The sequence below is a fragment of the Streptomyces sp. NPDC058674 genome (genome assembly GCF_042716505.1).
Lineage (GTDB): Bacteria > Actinomycetota > Actinomycetes > Streptomycetales > Streptomycetaceae > Streptomyces.
This window is the reverse complement of sequence record NZ_JBHXSC010000022.1, coordinates 60,533-75,522: the sequence shown is the minus strand read 5'-3', so window position 1 is coordinate 75,522 and position 14,990 is coordinate 60,533. Positions and strand designations below refer to the sequence as shown.

General features: G+C 73.7%; 18 protein-coding genes. 7 read left to right on the top strand and 11 right to left on the bottom strand.

What is annotated here, in order from left to right:
- Positions 1-8: 8 nt before the first annotated feature.
- From ACFWU6_RS14390 to sigE, 4 genes are all read right to left on the bottom strand, one after another.
- Positions 9-446 carry a sec-independent translocase gene (locus ACFWU6_RS14390; protein WP_383798055.1) on the bottom strand — a complete coding sequence of 146 codons (438 nt, stop codon included), beginning with the start codon at positions 444-446 and terminating at the stop codon, positions 9-11.
- A 117-nt stretch (positions 447-563) separates the two neighbouring features.
- Positions 564-1,964 carry a S1C family serine protease gene (locus ACFWU6_RS14385; protein WP_383981046.1) on the bottom strand — a complete coding sequence of 467 codons (1,401 nt, stop codon included), beginning with the start codon at positions 1,962-1,964 and terminating at the stop codon, positions 564-566.
- Positions 1,965-2,040: 76 nt separating this feature from the next.
- The gene (locus tag ACFWU6_RS14380) at positions 2,041-2,706 is read right to left on the bottom strand and encodes a zf-HC2 domain-containing protein (RefSeq protein WP_383798061.1); all 666 of its coding nucleotides are present in this window, start codon (positions 2,704-2,706) and stop codon (positions 2,041-2,043) included.
- Positions 2,703-3,482 (bottom strand): RNA polymerase sigma factor SigE, encoded by a 780-nt coding sequence (sigE, locus tag ACFWU6_RS14375; RefSeq protein WP_383798064.1) that lies wholly within the window; start codon positions 3,480-3,482, stop codon positions 2,703-2,705. The genes ACFWU6_RS14380 and sigE overlap by 4 nt, the downstream gene beginning before the upstream one ends.
- A gap of 189 nt (positions 3,483-3,671) precedes the next feature.
- On the opposite strand from sigE, the gene ACFWU6_RS14370 reads away from it, so the two are divergent.
- Entirely contained in the window at positions 3,672-4,334 is a 663-nt protein-coding gene (locus ACFWU6_RS14370) for an O-methyltransferase (RefSeq protein ID WP_383798067.1), read from the top strand.
- A 155-nt stretch (positions 4,335-4,489) separates the two neighbouring features.
- Here the strand turns inward: ACFWU6_RS14370 and ACFWU6_RS14365 are convergent, their stop codons facing one another.
- Positions 4,490-4,657 (bottom strand): DUF3117 domain-containing protein, encoded by a 168-nt coding sequence (locus tag ACFWU6_RS14365; RefSeq protein WP_003966491.1) that lies wholly within the window; start codon positions 4,655-4,657, stop codon positions 4,490-4,492.
- 333 nt (positions 4,658-4,990) lie between these two features.
- Here ACFWU6_RS14365 and ACFWU6_RS14360 point away from each other — a divergent pair, with 333 nt between their 5' ends.
- Positions 4,991-5,794 (top strand): enoyl-CoA hydratase/isomerase family protein, encoded by an 804-nt coding sequence (locus ACFWU6_RS14360; RefSeq protein WP_383798070.1) that lies wholly within the window; start codon positions 4,991-4,993, stop codon positions 5,792-5,794.
- 31 nt (positions 5,795-5,825) lie between these two features.
- Here the strand turns inward: ACFWU6_RS14360 and ACFWU6_RS14355 are convergent, their stop codons facing one another.
- On the bottom strand, positions 5,826-6,401 hold the full coding sequence (locus ACFWU6_RS14355; RefSeq protein WP_383798073.1) for a DNA-3-methyladenine glycosylase I: 576 nt from the start codon (positions 6,399-6,401) through the stop codon (positions 5,826-5,828).
- Complete coding sequence (locus ACFWU6_RS14350) at positions 6,398-6,808, bottom strand: DivIVA domain-containing protein (RefSeq protein ID WP_383981044.1); 411 nt, start codon at positions 6,806-6,808, stop codon at positions 6,398-6,400. Before ACFWU6_RS14350 ends, ACFWU6_RS14355 begins: the two co-directional genes overlap by 4 nt.
- A gap of 76 nt (positions 6,809-6,884) precedes the next feature.
- Here ACFWU6_RS14350 and folP point away from each other — a divergent pair, with 76 nt between their 5' ends.
- Positions 6,885-7,745 (top strand): dihydropteroate synthase, encoded by an 861-nt coding sequence (folP, locus tag ACFWU6_RS14345; protein WP_383798079.1) that lies wholly within the window; start codon positions 6,885-6,887, stop codon positions 7,743-7,745.
- 42 nt (positions 7,746-7,787) lie between these two features.
- Here the strand turns inward: folP and ACFWU6_RS14340 are convergent, their stop codons facing one another.
- Together ACFWU6_RS14340 and dapE are read right to left on the bottom strand one after the other, a co-directional pair.
- Positions 7,788-8,555: a TIGR00730 family Rossman fold protein gene (locus ACFWU6_RS14340; protein WP_383798083.1), complete on the bottom strand. Its 768-nt coding sequence runs from the start codon at positions 8,553-8,555 to the stop codon at positions 7,788-7,790.
- 64 nt (positions 8,556-8,619) lie between these two features.
- Entirely contained in the window at positions 8,620-9,699 is a 1,080-nt protein-coding gene (gene dapE, locus ACFWU6_RS14335; RefSeq protein ID WP_383981042.1) for a succinyl-diaminopimelate desuccinylase, read from the bottom strand.
- Between the two features lie 76 nt (positions 9,700-9,775).
- Between dapE and ACFWU6_RS14330 the strand changes: the two genes are divergently transcribed.
- Together ACFWU6_RS14330 and ACFWU6_RS14325 are read left to right on the top strand one after the other, a co-directional pair.
- On the top strand, positions 9,776-10,720 hold the full coding sequence (locus tag ACFWU6_RS14330; protein WP_383798088.1) for a hypothetical protein: 945 nt from the start codon (positions 9,776-9,778) through the stop codon (positions 10,718-10,720).
- A 338-nt stretch (positions 10,721-11,058) separates the two neighbouring features.
- Entirely contained in the window at positions 11,059-11,424 is a 366-nt protein-coding gene (locus ACFWU6_RS14325; protein WP_383798091.1) for an ATP-binding protein, read from the top strand.
- 80 nt (positions 11,425-11,504) lie between these two features.
- On the opposite strand, the gene dapC is transcribed toward ACFWU6_RS14325, so the two are convergent.
- The gene (gene dapC, locus ACFWU6_RS14320) at positions 11,505-12,599 is read right to left on the bottom strand and encodes a succinyldiaminopimelate transaminase (protein WP_383798094.1); all 1,095 of its coding nucleotides are present in this window, start codon (positions 12,597-12,599) and stop codon (positions 11,505-11,507) included.
- Between the two features lie 100 nt (positions 12,600-12,699).
- On the bottom strand, positions 12,700-13,029 hold the full coding sequence (fdxA, locus tag ACFWU6_RS14315) for a ferredoxin (protein WP_030011906.1): 330 nt from the start codon (positions 13,027-13,029) through the stop codon (positions 12,700-12,702).
- A 117-nt stretch (positions 13,030-13,146) separates the two neighbouring features.
- Between fdxA and ACFWU6_RS14310 the strand changes: the two genes are divergently transcribed.
- On the top strand, positions 13,147-14,133 hold the full coding sequence (locus tag ACFWU6_RS14310) for a GNAT family N-acetyltransferase (RefSeq protein WP_383981041.1): 987 nt from the start codon (positions 13,147-13,149) through the stop codon (positions 14,131-14,133).
- Entirely contained in the window at positions 14,130-14,921 is a 792-nt protein-coding gene (locus tag ACFWU6_RS14305) for a tetratricopeptide repeat protein (RefSeq protein ID WP_383798101.1), read from the top strand. Before ACFWU6_RS14310 ends, ACFWU6_RS14305 begins: the two co-directional genes overlap by 4 nt.
- Positions 14,922-14,990: the final 69 nt, after the last annotated feature.

Below are 14,990 nucleotides of genomic sequence, written 5' to 3'. Positions count from 1 at the left end.
GCGGCGGGTCAGGTGGCGTCGGCGTCGAAGCGCGCGGGCTGCTCGGCGGCCGGGGCGGCGGGCTTCTTCAGCAGGTCCGGACCGGTGCCCGCGGGCGTGGCGCGCGGGGCCGCGGCGGCATCGGTCTCCTTGCTGTTGACGGCGTCGGTGACGTCGTTCAGCTCCTTGCGGAGGTCGAAGCTGCTGCGGATCTCCTTGAGGTCCTCGTTCTCGCCGAGCTGCTTGCGGATGAAGGTCTTCGGATTCAGGTCCTCGAACTCGAAGTCCTTGAATTCGGGGCCCAGTTCGGAGCGGATGTCCTGCTTCGCACTGTCCGAGAAGGAGCGGATCTTACGGATGATGCCCGTGACGTCCTGGATGACCTTGGGCAGCTTGTCCGGGCCGAAGATGAGGATGGCGAGCACCACGATCGTGACGAGTTCGAGTGCGCCTATGTCGTTGAACACCTTGCCGCTCCTCGGCTCTCTTCACTTCGGGCCCGGACACACGGTACCCGGCGTTCTCCGCGAGCCCATACCTGCGTACCGCCTCGATGCCGGTTTCACCCGGACGTCATCCGCAGATCACGAGCCCGTCGCCGAACCGAGGACCACCTCCAGCGTGCGCTCCCGGCCGTCGCGGAGCACGGTGAGGGTGAGCGAATCGCCCGGGCGCAGGGCCCTGACCTTGATGATCAGCTCGTCGCCACCCCGTACGCGCCGGCCGTCCACCCTGGTGATCACGTCCCCGGGACGCATCCCGGCACGGGCCGCCGGGCCGTCGGCGGCCACGGCGGGCCTGCCGTCCGCGCCCTTGTCCCCGACCCGGGCTCCGTCGCCCGTGTACTGCATGTCGAGGGTGACCCCGATGACGGGGTGGGTGGCACGGCCGGTGCGGATGAGCTCCTCGGCGACGCGCTTGCCCTGGTTGATCGGGATGGCGAACCCCAGGCCGATGGAGCCCCCCTGCCGCTCGGGATCGTCCTTGTCCGCGCCCCGGATCGCGCTGTTGATCCCCACGACGTGGCCCCGGCCGTCGAGGAGGGGGCCGCCGGAGTTCCCCGGGTTGATCGGGGCGTCGGTCTGCAGCGCGTCGACGTAGCTGACGTCGCTGCCCCTGTCGCCGCCCGCGGTGACCGGGCGGCCGGTGGCGCTGATGATGCCGGCGGTCACGGTGTTGGAGAGGTCGAAGGGCGCGCCGATGGCCACCACCGGATCGCCGACCTCGACGTTCTCGGAGTTCCCGAGGCTGAGCGGACGGAGTCCGCGGACCCCGCTGACCTTCACCACCGCCAGGTCGTACCCGGAGTCGCGGCCCACCAGCTCGGCTCCGACGCTCTCGCCGGTGCTGAAGGTGACCGTCATCTCCTTGGCATCCGAGACGACGTGGTGGTTGGTCAGGATGTGCCCCTGCGCGTCGAGCACGAAGCCGGTACCCGTCCCGCCGCCCGCCGCGCCGCGCACGTGCAGGGTCACCACGCCGGGCAGTGCGGCGGCCGCGATCCCGGCCACGCTGCCGGGCGCGCGGTCCCGGTCCGCGACGGCCGCCTGGGGCAGTTCCAGCCGGGTGCTGCTGCGGCGCTCGGCGAGCACGCCGAGGTACCCGCCGACGCCGCCGGCGAGCAGGGCGACCGCCGCGCCGAAGGCCACCAGCTGCCACAGCCGGACTCCGGGGCGCTCCCGGCCCCGGTCGACCACGTGGAGCGCCTGGTGGTCGCCCCAGGGGTCGTACCGGGGCACGTACGTGTCGGGGGGGGAGTCGGTTGCGATGTGGGAGTCGGTGGCGGCGTCGGCGCGGGAGCCGGTTGCCGCGGCCGGGTCGCCGGCCGCCTCGGGCACGCCGTCCGCGTCCGTCGCGGGTGCGCCGTCCGCCGCCCTCCCGTCTCCGGGCCGCGGGGAGGGAACCCCTGCACGGCGGGCGTCCGCCGTGCCCTCGGGCCGGCTCCACCACTTCGGTGCCGGTTCGGTGTGCTGCCTGTCGGACATGGGCGCTCCCCGCGTGCCTCTGCGCATGTCCCGCTGATTCAACCAGGTCCCGGCGCGCCTTCGGCCGGGTCCCGGATCAGCGCAGCAGGGAAACCGGCCGCGCCGAGGTGTGCGGGGAGGGGTTGAGCGGCGGGAGCGGGGTCGGCACCGACGCCAGGAGCGAGGGGCCGGGGACGGCCGCGGGCGTAGGCATGCGGTCGCGGACGACCGCGTCGGCCACCGAGACGGCCGGTCCGGGCCGTGTGGCGGGCGACGCCGGGGACTCGCCGCGGGCGTTCGGCTCCAGGGCCTCCAGCGGCAGCGACCCGCCGAGCGCGAGCGCGGCCAGCGACACGGCTCCGGCCGCGACGAAGGCCAGGCGGCGGCGCGGGCGGCCCACCTCGTGGATGGGGAACCCCTGCTGCGCTGCCCGGGGGGCGGAGGGCAGGCCGTAGGCGAACGAGGCGAAGGGATCGGCGCCCGGCGGATTCGTCTGGCCCACGGGACCGGACGACCCCTCGGGACCGACACCCGGCAGCCCCTGCAGCCGTGCCAGCAGCCCGGCGGACAGCGGGGGCGGTGCGCTCTCCACGAACATGGTCTTCAGACGGCGCTGCGCGTCGGCCTCGGCCTTGCACTTGGCACACGTGGCCAAGTGGGCCAGGACCCGGTCACGGGCATCGTGCTTCAGCTCCCCGTCCACGAGGGCGGCGAGGCGGTCGCCCAGGTGCTGTTCGGCGGGGGACGGACTGGATCCGCTCACTCGGCTCCGCCCTCTCCTCCGGCGACGGGTGCGCCCACCGCCGCTCCCGCCAGCGCGCGCTGCTCCGCGCGGGCCTGGGGGGACCGGTGCTTGAGGGCCTTGCGCAGGTGCGAACGGCCTCGGTGGATGCGGCTGCGGACGGTGCCGAGCTTCACGCCGAGGGTGGCGGCGATCTCCTCGTACGACAGGCCCTCGATGTCGCACAGCACCACGGCCGCGCGGAACTCGGGGGCGAGGGTGTCCAGCGCCTGCTGGACGTCCGCGTCGAAGTGCGTGTCGTGCAGCACCTGCTGCGGGGAGGGCTCCCGGCTCGGCAGCCGCTCGGCGGCGTCGTCGCCCAGGGCGTCGAAGCGGATGCGCTGCTTGCGGCGGACCATGTCCAGGAAGAGGTTGGTGGTGATCCGGTGCAGCCAGCCCTCGAAGGTGCCGGGCGTGTACGTGGACAGCGAACGGAAGACGCGGACGAAGACCTCTTGGGTCAGGTCCTCGGCATCGTGCTGGTTGCCCGTCAGGCGGTACGCGAGCCGGTAGACCCGGGCGCTGTGCGTGCTGACGATCTCCTCCCACGAAGGAGGGGTCCACGCCTGCGAGCCCGCATCGGCGGCGAAGGTCGCGGTGGCTGCGGTGTCGGCGGTGTGGAAGCGGTCAGCAGTGTCGGTCACGGATTTCGGCTCACCCGCCGACCAGAAGAGGCGTCTGAACACGCCGCCACGATCCACAGGTTCAGCCGCACCTCCCCTGTCGGCTCTGGTGGTGTCCAGTGGAGTCCCTACCATAGCCACCCCCTCCGTCAGCTTTGTATAAGCGTTTTTGCAGTAACTTTGCCCGGGGCGGGAGTCCCGGAGCGGTCCGGAGAGCCGGTCCACCGCCGATCTGCCCGGCGCCGTCCCTTCTGATCCGCTCTCCACCCTTCACAACGCCCGGTCCCATCTGCGGGTTCCCGACGTCAGCGGATACAGTCACCGTTGCGCCAACTATGGGGACAGGAGAGGGTCATTACCGGCAACCGGCAGACGAGCTGGGCGTTCGCCGACGCGTTTGTCGCCGAAGACGACGCTCTGCGATGGGCCCGTGACCGGTCCAGGGAAGCGGGCCTGCGCTCCGTCTCCCCCGGCACCGGGGCCGCGCTGCGCCTGCTCGCCGCCACCGCGGACGCCAAGGCGGTGGCCGAGATCGGCACCGGCACCGGCGTCTCGGGCATCCACCTGCTCTACGGGATGCGCCCCGACGGGGTGCTGACCACGGTCGATCCCGAGCCGGACCGGCAGGCCTTCGCCCGCCAGGCCTTCCGCGCCGCGGGCTTCGCGGGCAACCGCGCCCGCTTCATCCCCGGCCGCGCCCTGGACGTCCTGCCCCGCCTCGCGGACGGCGGGTACGACCTGGTCTTCTGCGACGGGGACCCCACCGAGTCCCTCGACTACCTCGCCGAATCGTTGCGGCTGCTGCGCCCGGGCGGGCTCGTCTGCTTCGAGGGGGTCTTCTCCGACGGCCGTACGGTCGACTCCGCGGCGCAGCCCGTGGAGGTGCTGCGCGTCCGCGAGCTGCTGCGCACCGTCCGCGAGAGCCCCGCACTGGAGGCCGCCCTGCTCCCGGTGGGCGACGGCCTGCTGTGCGCCGTGCGGCGCTGAGCCCGCGCCCGGCCGGGCGCGGGCACGGTCCGGACCCGTCGGCTCTCCGCTCCACTTCCCGGCCCGGCTCCCCCCGCAGCGCTCCCGGCACAGCACTGCCCCGGCCGCTCGTTCGCGGCCGGGGCAGTACGGAGAACGCAGAGGGTGCCGACGGTTCAGCCGACGACCTTCTTCAGGGCGTCACCCAGGGCGTCCGCTTCGTCGGGGGTCAGCTCGACGACAAGCCGACCACCGCCTTCGAGCGGTACGCGCATGACGATGCCCCGCCCCTCCTTGGTGACCTCGAGCGGGCCGTCGCCCGTCCGCGGCTTCATGGCCGCCATGCTCGTTCCCCTTCCTGAAACCAGCTCATCGTCAGCCGACGGCCCCGTTCAGGCGCCTAGTACCCGGCATCGAACACATTGCTTCTTGGCCATTATCCCGCATGTCAGGACCCGATGACCAACATCGGCTGTGAACGGTTGGGCAACTCGCTCGACCAAAACCACTCATTTCGGGGACCCGCCTGCGATACTTCGCCGCTGCCCCCGGGGAACGGCCCCGGCTTTCTTTGACGCACATCACATGTCGGCGCCCGCCCGGGTCCGCCATGCTGGCCCTTGCACCGGCCGGTACCGGCCGGTAGCCAAGCCCGCGACGAAGGGGGACCCCCTGCCATGGCCGACAGCGTGCTCTACGAAGTGACCGACGGACTCGCGACCATCACGATCAACCGTCCGGACGCGATGAACGCCATGAACACCGAGGCCAAGGTCGCCCTGCGCGACGCGGTCCGGGCGGCGGCCGGGGACACCGCGGTGCGCGCCGTCCTGCTGACGGCGGCCGGCGACCGCGCCTTCTGCGTCGGCCAGGACCTCAAGGAGCACATCGGCACCCTGGCCGCGGACCGCGAGAGCGGTTCCTCGCTCACCATGAGCACCGTCGCCGAGCACTACAACCCCATCGTCCGGGCGCTGACCGAGATGCCGAAGCCGGTGGTCGCCGGGGTGAACGGCGTCGCGGCCGGAGCGGGCTTCGGGTTCGCGCTGGCGGCGGACTTCCGGGTCGTGGCCGACACCGCCTCCTTCAACACCTCGTTCGCCGGGGTGGCCCTGACGGCCGACTCGGGGGTCTCCTGGACCCTCCCCCGCCTGATCGGCGCGTCCCGCGCGAGCGACCTGCTGCTCTTCCCGCGCTCGGTGCGCGCCCAGGAGGCCTTCGACCTCGGCATCGCCAACCGCCTGGTGCCCGCGGAGTCCCTGCACGCCGAGGCCGCGGCCCTGGCCCGCACGCTGGCCGCCGGCCCGACGGTCGCGTACGCGGCGCTGAAGGAGTCCCTGGCCTACGGCGCCTCCCACTCGCTCGCGCAGGCGCTGGAGCACGAGGACACCCTCCAGACCCGTGCGGGGGCCTCCGAGGACCACTCCATCGCCGTCCAGGCCTTCCTCGCGAAGCAGCCGCCGCGCTACCTGGGCCGCTGAGCGCCCCGCCGCCCGCCGTCTCCCGCCGGGCTCAGGCCCCGCGGGAGGCGCAGTCGGCCAGGTGGTCGTCGACCAGGCCGCACGCCTGCATCAGCGCGTAGGCGGTCGTGGGGCCGACGAAGCGGATGCCGGCCTTCTTCAGGGCCTTGGCCAGCGCCGTGGACTCCGGGGTCACCGCCGGGACCTCGCCGGGCGTGCGCGGTGCGGGGCCCGGCTCCTCGGGGGCGTACGACCAGACGAGGGCGTCGAGCTCGCCCGGCTCCCATCCGGCCAGGACCTTCGCGTTGGCGAGGGTGGCCTCGATCTTGGCCCGGTTGCGGATGATCCCCTCGTCGGCGAGCAGCCGCTCCGCGTCCGCGGGACCGAATGCGGCCACCTTCGCGATCTCGAACGAGGCGAAGGCCGTGCGGAAGCCCTCCCGTCGCCGCAGGATCGTCAGCCAGGACAGCCCCGACTGGAAGGCCTCCAGGCAGAGCCGCTCGTACAGGGCGTCGTCGCCGTGGACCGGACGGCCCCACTCCGCGTCGTGGTACGCCACGTAGTCGGGCGTGGAGAGCCCCCACGGGCAGCGCAGCAGGCCGTCGGGGCCCGCCAGCGCGCCGCTCATCGCACGTCGTCCTTGGTGAGGTCGACCCGGTCGGCGGCGGAGCCGGGCGCGGCGGACCCGTGTACGGCGGAGTCGTGTACGGCGGAGTCGTGCGCGGCGGACCCGTGCGCGGCCGGCCCGTGCGCGGCCGTCAGCTGGGCGATCCGCGCGTCCCGTTCGGCGAGCTCCGCGGCCAGCCGCTCCAGTACGTCGTCCACCTCGGCCATCCGGTACCCGCGCGGTGCGACGGGCAGCCGCAGGGCGTCGATGTCCGCCCGTACGACGGGCCGGGTCTCCGGCAGCCCGTCGGCCACCCGGTCCGGCTCCGCTTCCGGCAGGACGGCCTCCGAGCCGCCGCCGACCACCGCGAGGGTGACCGCTGCCACGACCACGACCAGCGCGATCATCAAGAAGAAGAACACGATCAACTCCCCTGAGAGACTCCGGCCACCAGGTTAAGGTCGCAGGCGAGGCGCAAGGGCCGCCGAAGGAGGAAAGAGCAGGATGCTGCGACTGGGCAGGCGCGAGTTCGACACCCACGAGCCGGTGATCATGGCCATCGTGAACCGGACGCCGGACTCCTTCTACGACCAGGGCGCGACGTTCCGCGACGAGCCGGCGCTGGACCGGGTGGAGCAGGCGGTGGCCGAGGGCGCCGCGATCATCGACATCGGCGGGGTCAAGGCGGGTCCGGGCGCGTACGTGGACGCGGACGAGGAAGCCCGGCGCACGGTCGGCTTCGTCGCCGAGGTCCGCCGCCGCCACCCGGACGTGGTGATCAGCGTGGACACCTGGCGCCACGAGGTCGGCGAGGCCGCCTGCGAGGCCGGGGCGGACGTGCTGAACGACGCGTGGGGCGGGGTGGACCCCAAGCTGGCGGAGGTCGCCGCGCGCCACGGCGCGGGCCTCGTCTGCACCCACGCGGGCGGCGTGCGGCCGCGCACCCGCCCGCACCGGATCGCGTACGAGGACGTGATGGAGGACATCCTGCGCGTCACCGTGGGCCTGGCGGAGCGGGCCGCGGCGCTCGGGGTCCCGCGCGAATCGATCATGATCGACCCGGGCCACGACTTCGGGAAGAACACCCGCCACTCCCTGGAGGCCACCCGCCGGCTGCCGGAGATGGCCGACACGGGGTGGCCGGTGCTGGTCTCCCTGTCCAACAAGGACTTCGTCGGAGAGACCCTCGACAGGCCGGTCAAGGAGCGCCTGCTGGGCACCCTGGCCACGACGGCCGTCTCGGCCTGGCTGGGCGCGCAGGTCTACCGGGTCCACGAGGTCGCGGAGACCCGCCAGGTCCTGGACATGGTGGCGTCCATCCGGGGCCACCGGCCCCCGGCGGTCGCCCGCCGCGGGCTGGCCTGAGCCGGCGGGAGCCGGCCCCGGCCTCGGCCGCGGGTCCGGGTCCTACTTCCCGACTTCCTTCGTCACCAGGGCGATGGCCTCGTCCACGTCGTCCGTGACGTGGAAGAGGTAGAGGTCCTTCTCGGACGCCTTGCCCTGCGCGATCACCGTGTTCTTCAGCCAGTCGATCAATCCGCTCCAGTACTCCGTGCCGAACAGCACGATCGGGAAGCGGGTGATCTTCTGCGTCTGCACCAGCGTCAGCGCCTCGAACATCTCGTCGAGCGTGCCGAGGCCGCCCGGCAGGACGACGAAGCCCTGGCTGTACTTCACGAACATCGTCTTGCGGACGAAGAAGTAGCGGAAGTTCAGGCCGAGGTCGACGTGCTCGTTGAGCCCCTGCTCGAACGGCAGCTCGATGCCCAGGCCGACCGAGATGCCGTTGCCCTCGCGGGCACCCTTGTTGGCCGCCTCCATGGCGCCGGGGCCGCCGCCGGTGATGACGGCGAAGCCGGCGTCTACGAGGGCGCGCCCGATGCGCACGCCCGCCTCGTACTCCGGCGAGTCCGCCGGGGTCCGGGCCGAGCCGAACACGCTGATGGCGGGCGGCAGCTCGGCGAGGGTGCCGAACCCCTCGATGAACTCCGACTGGATGCGCAGGACCCGCCAGGGATCGGTGTGCACCCACTCGGAGGGCCCGGCCGAGTCCAGCAGCCGCTGGTCCGTCGTACTGCCCGCCTGGACCTGGCTCCGCCTCCTCAGCACCGGTCCGAGCTGCTGCTCCTCGGGCCGACGACGAGAGGACCTGTCGGAGTTGCCGTGGTTGCCCATGATGTGCTCCCTCCTGCTGATCGTTGGATCAGGGTAGGCGCAGGAAGGTGACGACAAGCGGAATTCAGGAGGTCAGCCAGGTACGGAGTCGTTCCTCGCAGTGGAGGATGGCCTTCGTCTCCACCCGCTCGTCCACCTTGTGGGCCAACAGGGCGTCGCCCGGGCCGTAGTTGACCGCCGGGACGCCCAGCGCGCTGAAGCGGGAGACGTCCGTCCAGCCGAACTTCGGCATGGCGCGGCCGCCGACCGCCTCCATGAAGGCCGCCGCGGCCGGGTGGCCGAGGCCGGGGAGGGCGCCGCCGGAGGAGTCGTCGATCACGAACTCGGCGATGTCGCAGTCCGCGAAGACCTCGCGGACGTGGGCGACGGCCTCGGCCTCGCTGCGGTCGGGGGCGTAGCGGAAGTTGACCGTTACCGTGCACGCGTCGGGGATGACGTTGTTGGCGACCCCGCCCTCGATGCGGACCGCGTTGAGCCCCTCGTGGTACTCCAGGCCGTCGATGACGGGCTTGCGGGGCTCGTACGCGGCCAGCTTCGCCAGGATCGGCCCGGCGGCGTGGACGGCGTTGGAGCCCATCCAGCTGCGGGCGGAGTGGGCGCGCTCGCCGGCGGTGCGGAGCAGCACCCGCAGGGTGCCCTGGCAGCCGCCCTCGACCTCGGCGTCGGAGGGCTCCAGCAGGACGGCGAAGTCGCCGGTGAGCCAGTCCGGGTGGGCCTCGGCGATCTTGCCCAGGCCGTTGAGGTCGGAGGCGACCTCCTCCTGGTCGTAGAAGACGAAGGTGAGGTCCCGGTTGGGCTCGGGCACGGTCGCGGCGATGCGCAGCTGCACGGCGACGCCGGACTTCATGTCGGTCGTGCCGCAGCCCCACAGGACGCCGTTCTCGTCGAGGCGGGAGGGCACGTTGTCGGCGATCGGCACGGTGTCGAGGTGGCCCGCGAGGACGACGCGCTCGGGGCGGCCGAGGCGGGTGCGGGCGACGACGTTGTTGCCGAAGCGGTCCACCGTGAGGTGCGGCAGGGCGCGCAGCGCGTCTTCCACGAGGTCGGCGAGCACCTTCTCGTCGCCGCTCACGGACGGGATGTCGACGAGCCGGGCGGTCAGCTCGGCGGCGTCCAGGGTGAGGTCCAGCTCGGATTCGGACATGGACCCGACCCTAATGCCCCTGGCCCCGCACGGGCCCCGTCGTCCGGCCGGTGGACCGTCATGCGCCTCAAGTACGGTGGGCCGCGTGTCCGAGACCCGACGTTCCAACCCCCGCCGCCGCAGGCCGCTGCGCGTGGCCCTCGGTTTCCTCGTCCTGTTCGCGGTGATCGGGTACTTCGCCGTGCAGCGGGACTCCACCGGGGGCGGGGCGCCGTACTGCACCGCCGCCGCGGCCGGGGCGGACCCGGAGACGTACGACATGTCCCCGGAACAGGCGGGGAACGCCGCGACGATAGCGGCGGTCGGGATCTCCAAGGGCCTGCCCGACCGGGCCGTGACCATCGCGCTGGCGACCGCCATGCAGGAGTCGGCGCTGCGCAACCTCGACCACGGCGACCGCGACTCGCTGGGCCTGTTCCAGCAGCGGCCCTCGCAGGGTTGGGGCACCCCGGACCAGATCAGGGACCCGGTCTACTCGGCCGGGATCTTCTACGACCACCTCGCCGAGGTCCCCGGGTACTCCCGGCTGCCGCTCACGGTGGCCGCGCAGAAGGTCCAGCGCAGCGGCTTCCCGCAGGCGTACGCGAAGCACGAGCCGGACGCGACGGTGCTGACGGCGGCCCTCGGCGGGGCCGGCACGCTGACCTGCTCGGGACCGGCCCCCGCGGCGGGCGACCCGGCGAGGCTGCGGGCGGAGCTGGTGCGGGCCTTCGGTGAGCAGGCCCTGGGCGACGGCGTCCGGGCGGGCCGGTCCGGTGCGGGCGCGGCCGGACCGGAGGAGGTCGGCCTTCGGGTCGCGCGGGACGGCGGTCCGGGCGGGGAGCGGCGCGCCCGTGCGATGGCGCACTGGGCGGTGGCCCGGTCCAAGGAGCTGGGGATAGCCCGCGTCTCGTACGCGGGCAGCGCCTGGACCGGCGGCCGGGACGGCGGCGCGTGGCGGCGGACGGGCGACGGCGGCACGTCCGGGGGCGGGGATGCGCGCAGCGCCTCCGACGACGAGATCCGCATCTTCGTCCGCTGACGGGGACGGCCGTGGCGGCCGGGCCCGCCGACGCGCCGCCGGACCGCGGGGAACGCCCCAGGGCCCGGGTCGTACGGAACGCCGTCCGGCGTACGGGCCGCGGGGCGCTCCGGGGAGCCGTCCGCGCGTGCGAGACGTCACCCGAACGGGGGTTCCCGCGGGGCGCGCCCCAGGCGGCCCCGCAGGGCAGAACCCCTGGTGGGCGCGGGTCCGATGCGCTTGTCGCGGAAGCCGATAAAACGATGCGTTACCGATCCTTTACCCGGCGCCTCCGCAACTCCACCCGCCCCCGGAGCGGTTGTACACGGCGTACTCAGCCGCTACCGCTTAGGAGCATCATGTCCCTCCCCCTGACCCGCCGGATCGCCCGTGCCGCGCTGCTCCTCGCAGCCGGGACAGCGCCCGTGGTCGGTGCGGCCGGCGCGGCCAGCGCCGCGGGCCTGGAGTCCGTGCCGCAGCTGCCTCAGCTGGGCGCGCTCACCGCCCCGGACACCGCCGGCGCCACGGCCGCCACCGACACGGCGACGGACGCCGCCGCCGGCGTGACGGGCGCCGCCACCGAGGCCGTCCCGGCCGCGGGCCCCGCGGCCGACCTGGCGGGCACCGCCGGCCAGATGCTCGGCGGCCTGCCCGCCGGGGGCCTGCCGACCGGTGCGCTGCCGACCGGGGGCCTGCCCCTCGGTGGCCTTCCGCTCGGCGGCTGACCACCACCGTACGGACGCCGAAGGGGCCGGGAGCACGAACTCCCGGCCCCTTCGGGCTGTTCCGGCACCGCGCGGACCGGTCAGGCGAGGCGCTTGACCGCCGCCTCGACGCGCTCGTCGGTGGCGGTGAAGGCGACCCGTACGAACCGCGCGCCCGCCTCGCCGTAGGTGTCGCCCGGGGCCACCAGGATGCCGAGCTCCGCGAGGTGGGCGACCGTGTCCCAGCAGGGCTCGTCCCGGGTCACCCACAGGTAGAGGCTGGCCTCGCTGTGCTCGACGCGGAAGCCGTGCGCCTCCAGGGCCGTGCGCAGCGCCGCGCGGCGGGCCGCGTAGCGCCCGCGCTGCTCGGCCACGTGCGCGTCGTCACCCAGGGCCGCGACGGTGGCCGCCTGCACGGGGGCGGGGGTCATCATCCCGCCGTGCTTGCGGATCTGCAGCAGCTCGCCGAGGACCGCGGCGTCGCCGGCGGCGAAGGCCGCCCGGTAGCCGGCCAGGTTGGACCGCTTGGACAGGGAGTGGACGGCGACGACGCCCTCGTAGGAGCCGCCGCACACCTCGTCGTGGAGGACGGAGACCGGCTCGGCCTCCCAGCCCAGCTCCAGGTAGCACTCGTCGCTGAAGACCAGGATCCCGTGCTCGCGCGCCCAGGCCACGATCCGGATCAGCTCCTCCTTGGCGAGGACCTTCCCGGTGGGGTTGGACGGGGAGTTGAGCCACAGCAGCCGCACGCCGGCCGGGTCCAGCTCCGTCGGGTCGTCGTACACCACCGGCTCGGCGCCGCACAGCCGCGCGCCGACCTCGTACGTGGGGTAGGCGAGCCGCGGGTACGCGACCTTGTCGCCGGCGCCCAGGCCCAGCTGGGTCGGCAGCCACGCCACCAGTTCCTTGGAGCCGACGACCGGCAGGACGTTGCGGTGGCCGACGCCGCTCGCACCGAGCCGTCCGCGCACCCAGCCCGTGATCGCGTCGCGCAGCGCGACCGTGCCCCACACCGTGGGGTAGCCCGGGGAGTCGGCGGCTGCGGCCAGGGCCCGCTGGATCAGCTCGGGCACCGGGTCCACGGGCGTGCCGATCGACAGGTCGACGATGCCGTCCGCGTGGGCCGCCGCCGTGGCCTTGTACGGCTCCAGCTTGTCCCAGGGGAAGACGGGAAGACGGTCGGATACTGCGGCCACGGTGGTCTCTGCTCTCTCTCTGAGTGGGGGGCGCAAAACGCCTCGGTCCCGTGCGGCGGGCAGGCCGTACGGGACCGAGGGGCGCTTCTGCCGTGAAAGGTCAGTGCTCGCCGTTGATACCGGCGGGGAGCGCCGCCACGAAGGGGTGGTCGCGCTCGATCAGGCCGAGCTTGGAGGCACCGCCGGGCGAACCGAGCTCGTCGAAGAACTCGACGTTCGCCTTGTAGTAGTCCTTCCACTCTTCCGGAGTGTCGTCCTCGTAGAAGATGGCCTCGACCGGGCAGACCGGCTCACACGCGCCGCAGTCGACGCACTCGTCCGGGTGGATGTACAAGGACCGCTGGCCCTCGTAGATGCAGTCGACCGGGCACTCTTCGATGCATGCCTTGTCCTTGACGTCGACACAAGGCTCCGCGATGACGTAGGTCACGCTCTCGTTCCTCCTCGGTAGGGCTGTCCATATCGCGCGGGAGCGCGGCGTCGTCGATGCCCGCACCTAGTATCTCCGTTCCCGGGCACGATCCGAACAGGAGGGGCGGACAGAGCTGTGGAAATCACTGCCGGCGGACTGCTGGAGGTCCGTATCACCCCGGCTGACGTGGGTAAACGAGTCTCTGTACGACGGGTGGAGGCGGGGCCGGGCGGATCACCCGGTTTCACGGACGCCCTGGGGGTTCTCACATCCTGGAACGAGGGTGCGCTCGTGATCACACAGAAGGACGGCAGGTCCGTCCGCATCGCGGAATCGGCGCTGGTGGCGGGCAAGGTCGTCCCGGCCGCGCCGGCCCGGCGGCGGGGTCCCGCGGCCTCCTTCGAGGAGCTCGCGCGGATCACGGCGCGCGCCTGGCAGCCGCTGGAGAGCGAGCCGCTGGGCGGGTGGACGCTGCGGGCGGCCGGCGGATTCACCCGGCGGGCCAACTCCGCGCTGGCGCTGGGCGACCCCGGGATGCCGCTGGAGGATGCACTCGGCCGGGTGAGCGACTGGTACGCGCGGCGGGGGCTCCCGGCCCGCGTACAGGCCGCGACGGGCGCCGCCGGGACCCAGGAGCTGCTCTGCGCGGAGCTGGAGCGGCTGGGCTGGGCGCCCGAGGTGTCGGCGCAGGTGCGGATCGGGGCGCTGGCCCCGGTGGGCGACGTGGACGCTCCGGCCGCCGCGGACGTACGGCTGACCCGCGCCCCGGACGAGGACTGGCTGCGGCGCTACGGGAGGGTCGACGACCCGGACGTGGCCCGGCGGGTGCTTGTCGCGGGTCCGTCGGTGTGGTTCGCCGCGCTCCCCGGGGGCCGGGCCGTCGGGCGGTGCGTGGTGGACGGGCGGTGGGCCGGCTTCGCGGCCGTGACGGTCGATCCCGCGCACCGGCGGCAGGGTCTGGCGACGGCGGTGATGGCGGCGCTGGCGCGGCGGGCACTGGAAGAGGGCGCGTCGGCGGCGTGGCTCCAGGTGGAGCGGGACAATGCGCGGGCGCGGGCGCTGTACGACGGGCTGGGTTTCGCCCTGCACCACAGCTACCACCACTACCGGGTCGCGCGGTGAGCCGGGAGTCGCGGGAGCAGTTCGCGGCCGAGGCCCGGTCGGAGCGGCCGGACCTGGCCCTGCTGTGCCTGCTGCTGGCGGCGGAGGCCGATCCCGACCTGGACGAACGCGCCATGGACTGGGCGCAGATCGAGCTGGACCGGCTGGCCGGGATGCTGCCGTACGGGCTGCGGGGCGGGCGGGCGTGGGCGTCCGCGGTCACGGACCTGCTGGGCGGCCGGCTGGGCTTCCACGGGACGCCGGCGGACTACGACCGGCTGTCGTCCTCGCTGCTGCACGAGGTGCTGAGGAGGCGGCGGGGGCTGCCGATCCTGTTGTCGGTGGTGTGGCTGGAGGTCGCGCGGCGGGCGGGGGCCCCCGTGTACGGGCTGGGGCTGCCGGGGCACTTCGTGGTGGGCTTCGGGGACCCGGAGGAGGGCGTGGTGGTGGACCCCTTCGCGGGCGGCGCGTCGCTGGGGACCGGGCCCGCGGAGCTGGCGTCCGGGCCGCGGACGCCGGCGCGTACCCGGGACATCGTGCTGCGGGTCCTGAACAACATCCGGGCGTGGGCGTCCTCGCGGCCGGAGCACTCCGGGGTGGCGCTGTGGGCGCTGGACCTGGCGCTGCTGATGCCGTCGCACCCGGCGTCGCTGCGGTACGAGCGGGCGCGGCTGCTGGTGGAGCGGGGCTCCTTCCAGGAGGGGGCCGCGGAGTTGGAGTCGTACGCCGTGGTGGTGGACGCGATCGACACGTCGGCGGCGGGCCGCATCCGCGCGGAGGCCACGGCGGCCCGCGCCCTCCTGAACTGACCGTCCCGGAGAACCGGACGACGCGACGGCGCCCCCGCCCGGGGTCCGGGCGGGGGCGCCGTGCCGCGG

What these genes read in the sequence shown, in the direction of transcription:
- ACFWU6_RS14365 (WP_003966491.1), bottom strand. Translation starts at nt 4,657, where the DNA reads ATGGCGGCCATGAAGCCGCGGACGGGCGACGGCCCGCTCGAGGTCACC.
- ACFWU6_RS14360 (WP_383798070.1), top strand. Translation starts at nt 4,991, where the DNA reads ATGGCCGACAGCGTGCTCTACGAAGTGACCGACGGACTCGCGACCATC.
- ACFWU6_RS14355 (WP_383798073.1), bottom strand. Translation starts at nt 6,401, where the DNA reads ATGAGCGGCGCGCTGGCGGGCCCCGACGGCCTGCTGCGCTGCCCGTGG.
- folP (WP_383798079.1), top strand. Translation starts at nt 6,885, where the DNA reads ATGCTGCGACTGGGCAGGCGCGAGTTCGACACCCACGAGCCGGTGATC.
- ACFWU6_RS14385 (WP_383981046.1), bottom strand. Translation starts at nt 1,964, where the DNA reads ATGTCCGACAGGCAGCACACCGAACCGGCACCGAAGTGGTGGAGCCGG.
- ACFWU6_RS14340 (WP_383798083.1), bottom strand. Translation starts at nt 8,555, where the DNA reads ATGGGCAACCACGGCAACTCCGACAGGTCCTCTCGTCGTCGGCCCGAG.
- sigE (WP_383798064.1), bottom strand. Translation starts at nt 3,482, where the DNA reads ATGGTAGGGACTCCACTGGACACCACCAGAGCCGACAGGGGAGGTGCG.
- dapE (WP_383981042.1), bottom strand. Translation starts at nt 9,699, where the DNA reads ATGTCCGAATCCGAGCTGGACCTCACCCTGGACGCCGCCGAGCTGACC.
- ACFWU6_RS14325 (WP_383798091.1), top strand. Translation starts at nt 11,059, where the DNA reads ATGTCCCTCCCCCTGACCCGCCGGATCGCCCGTGCCGCGCTGCTCCTC.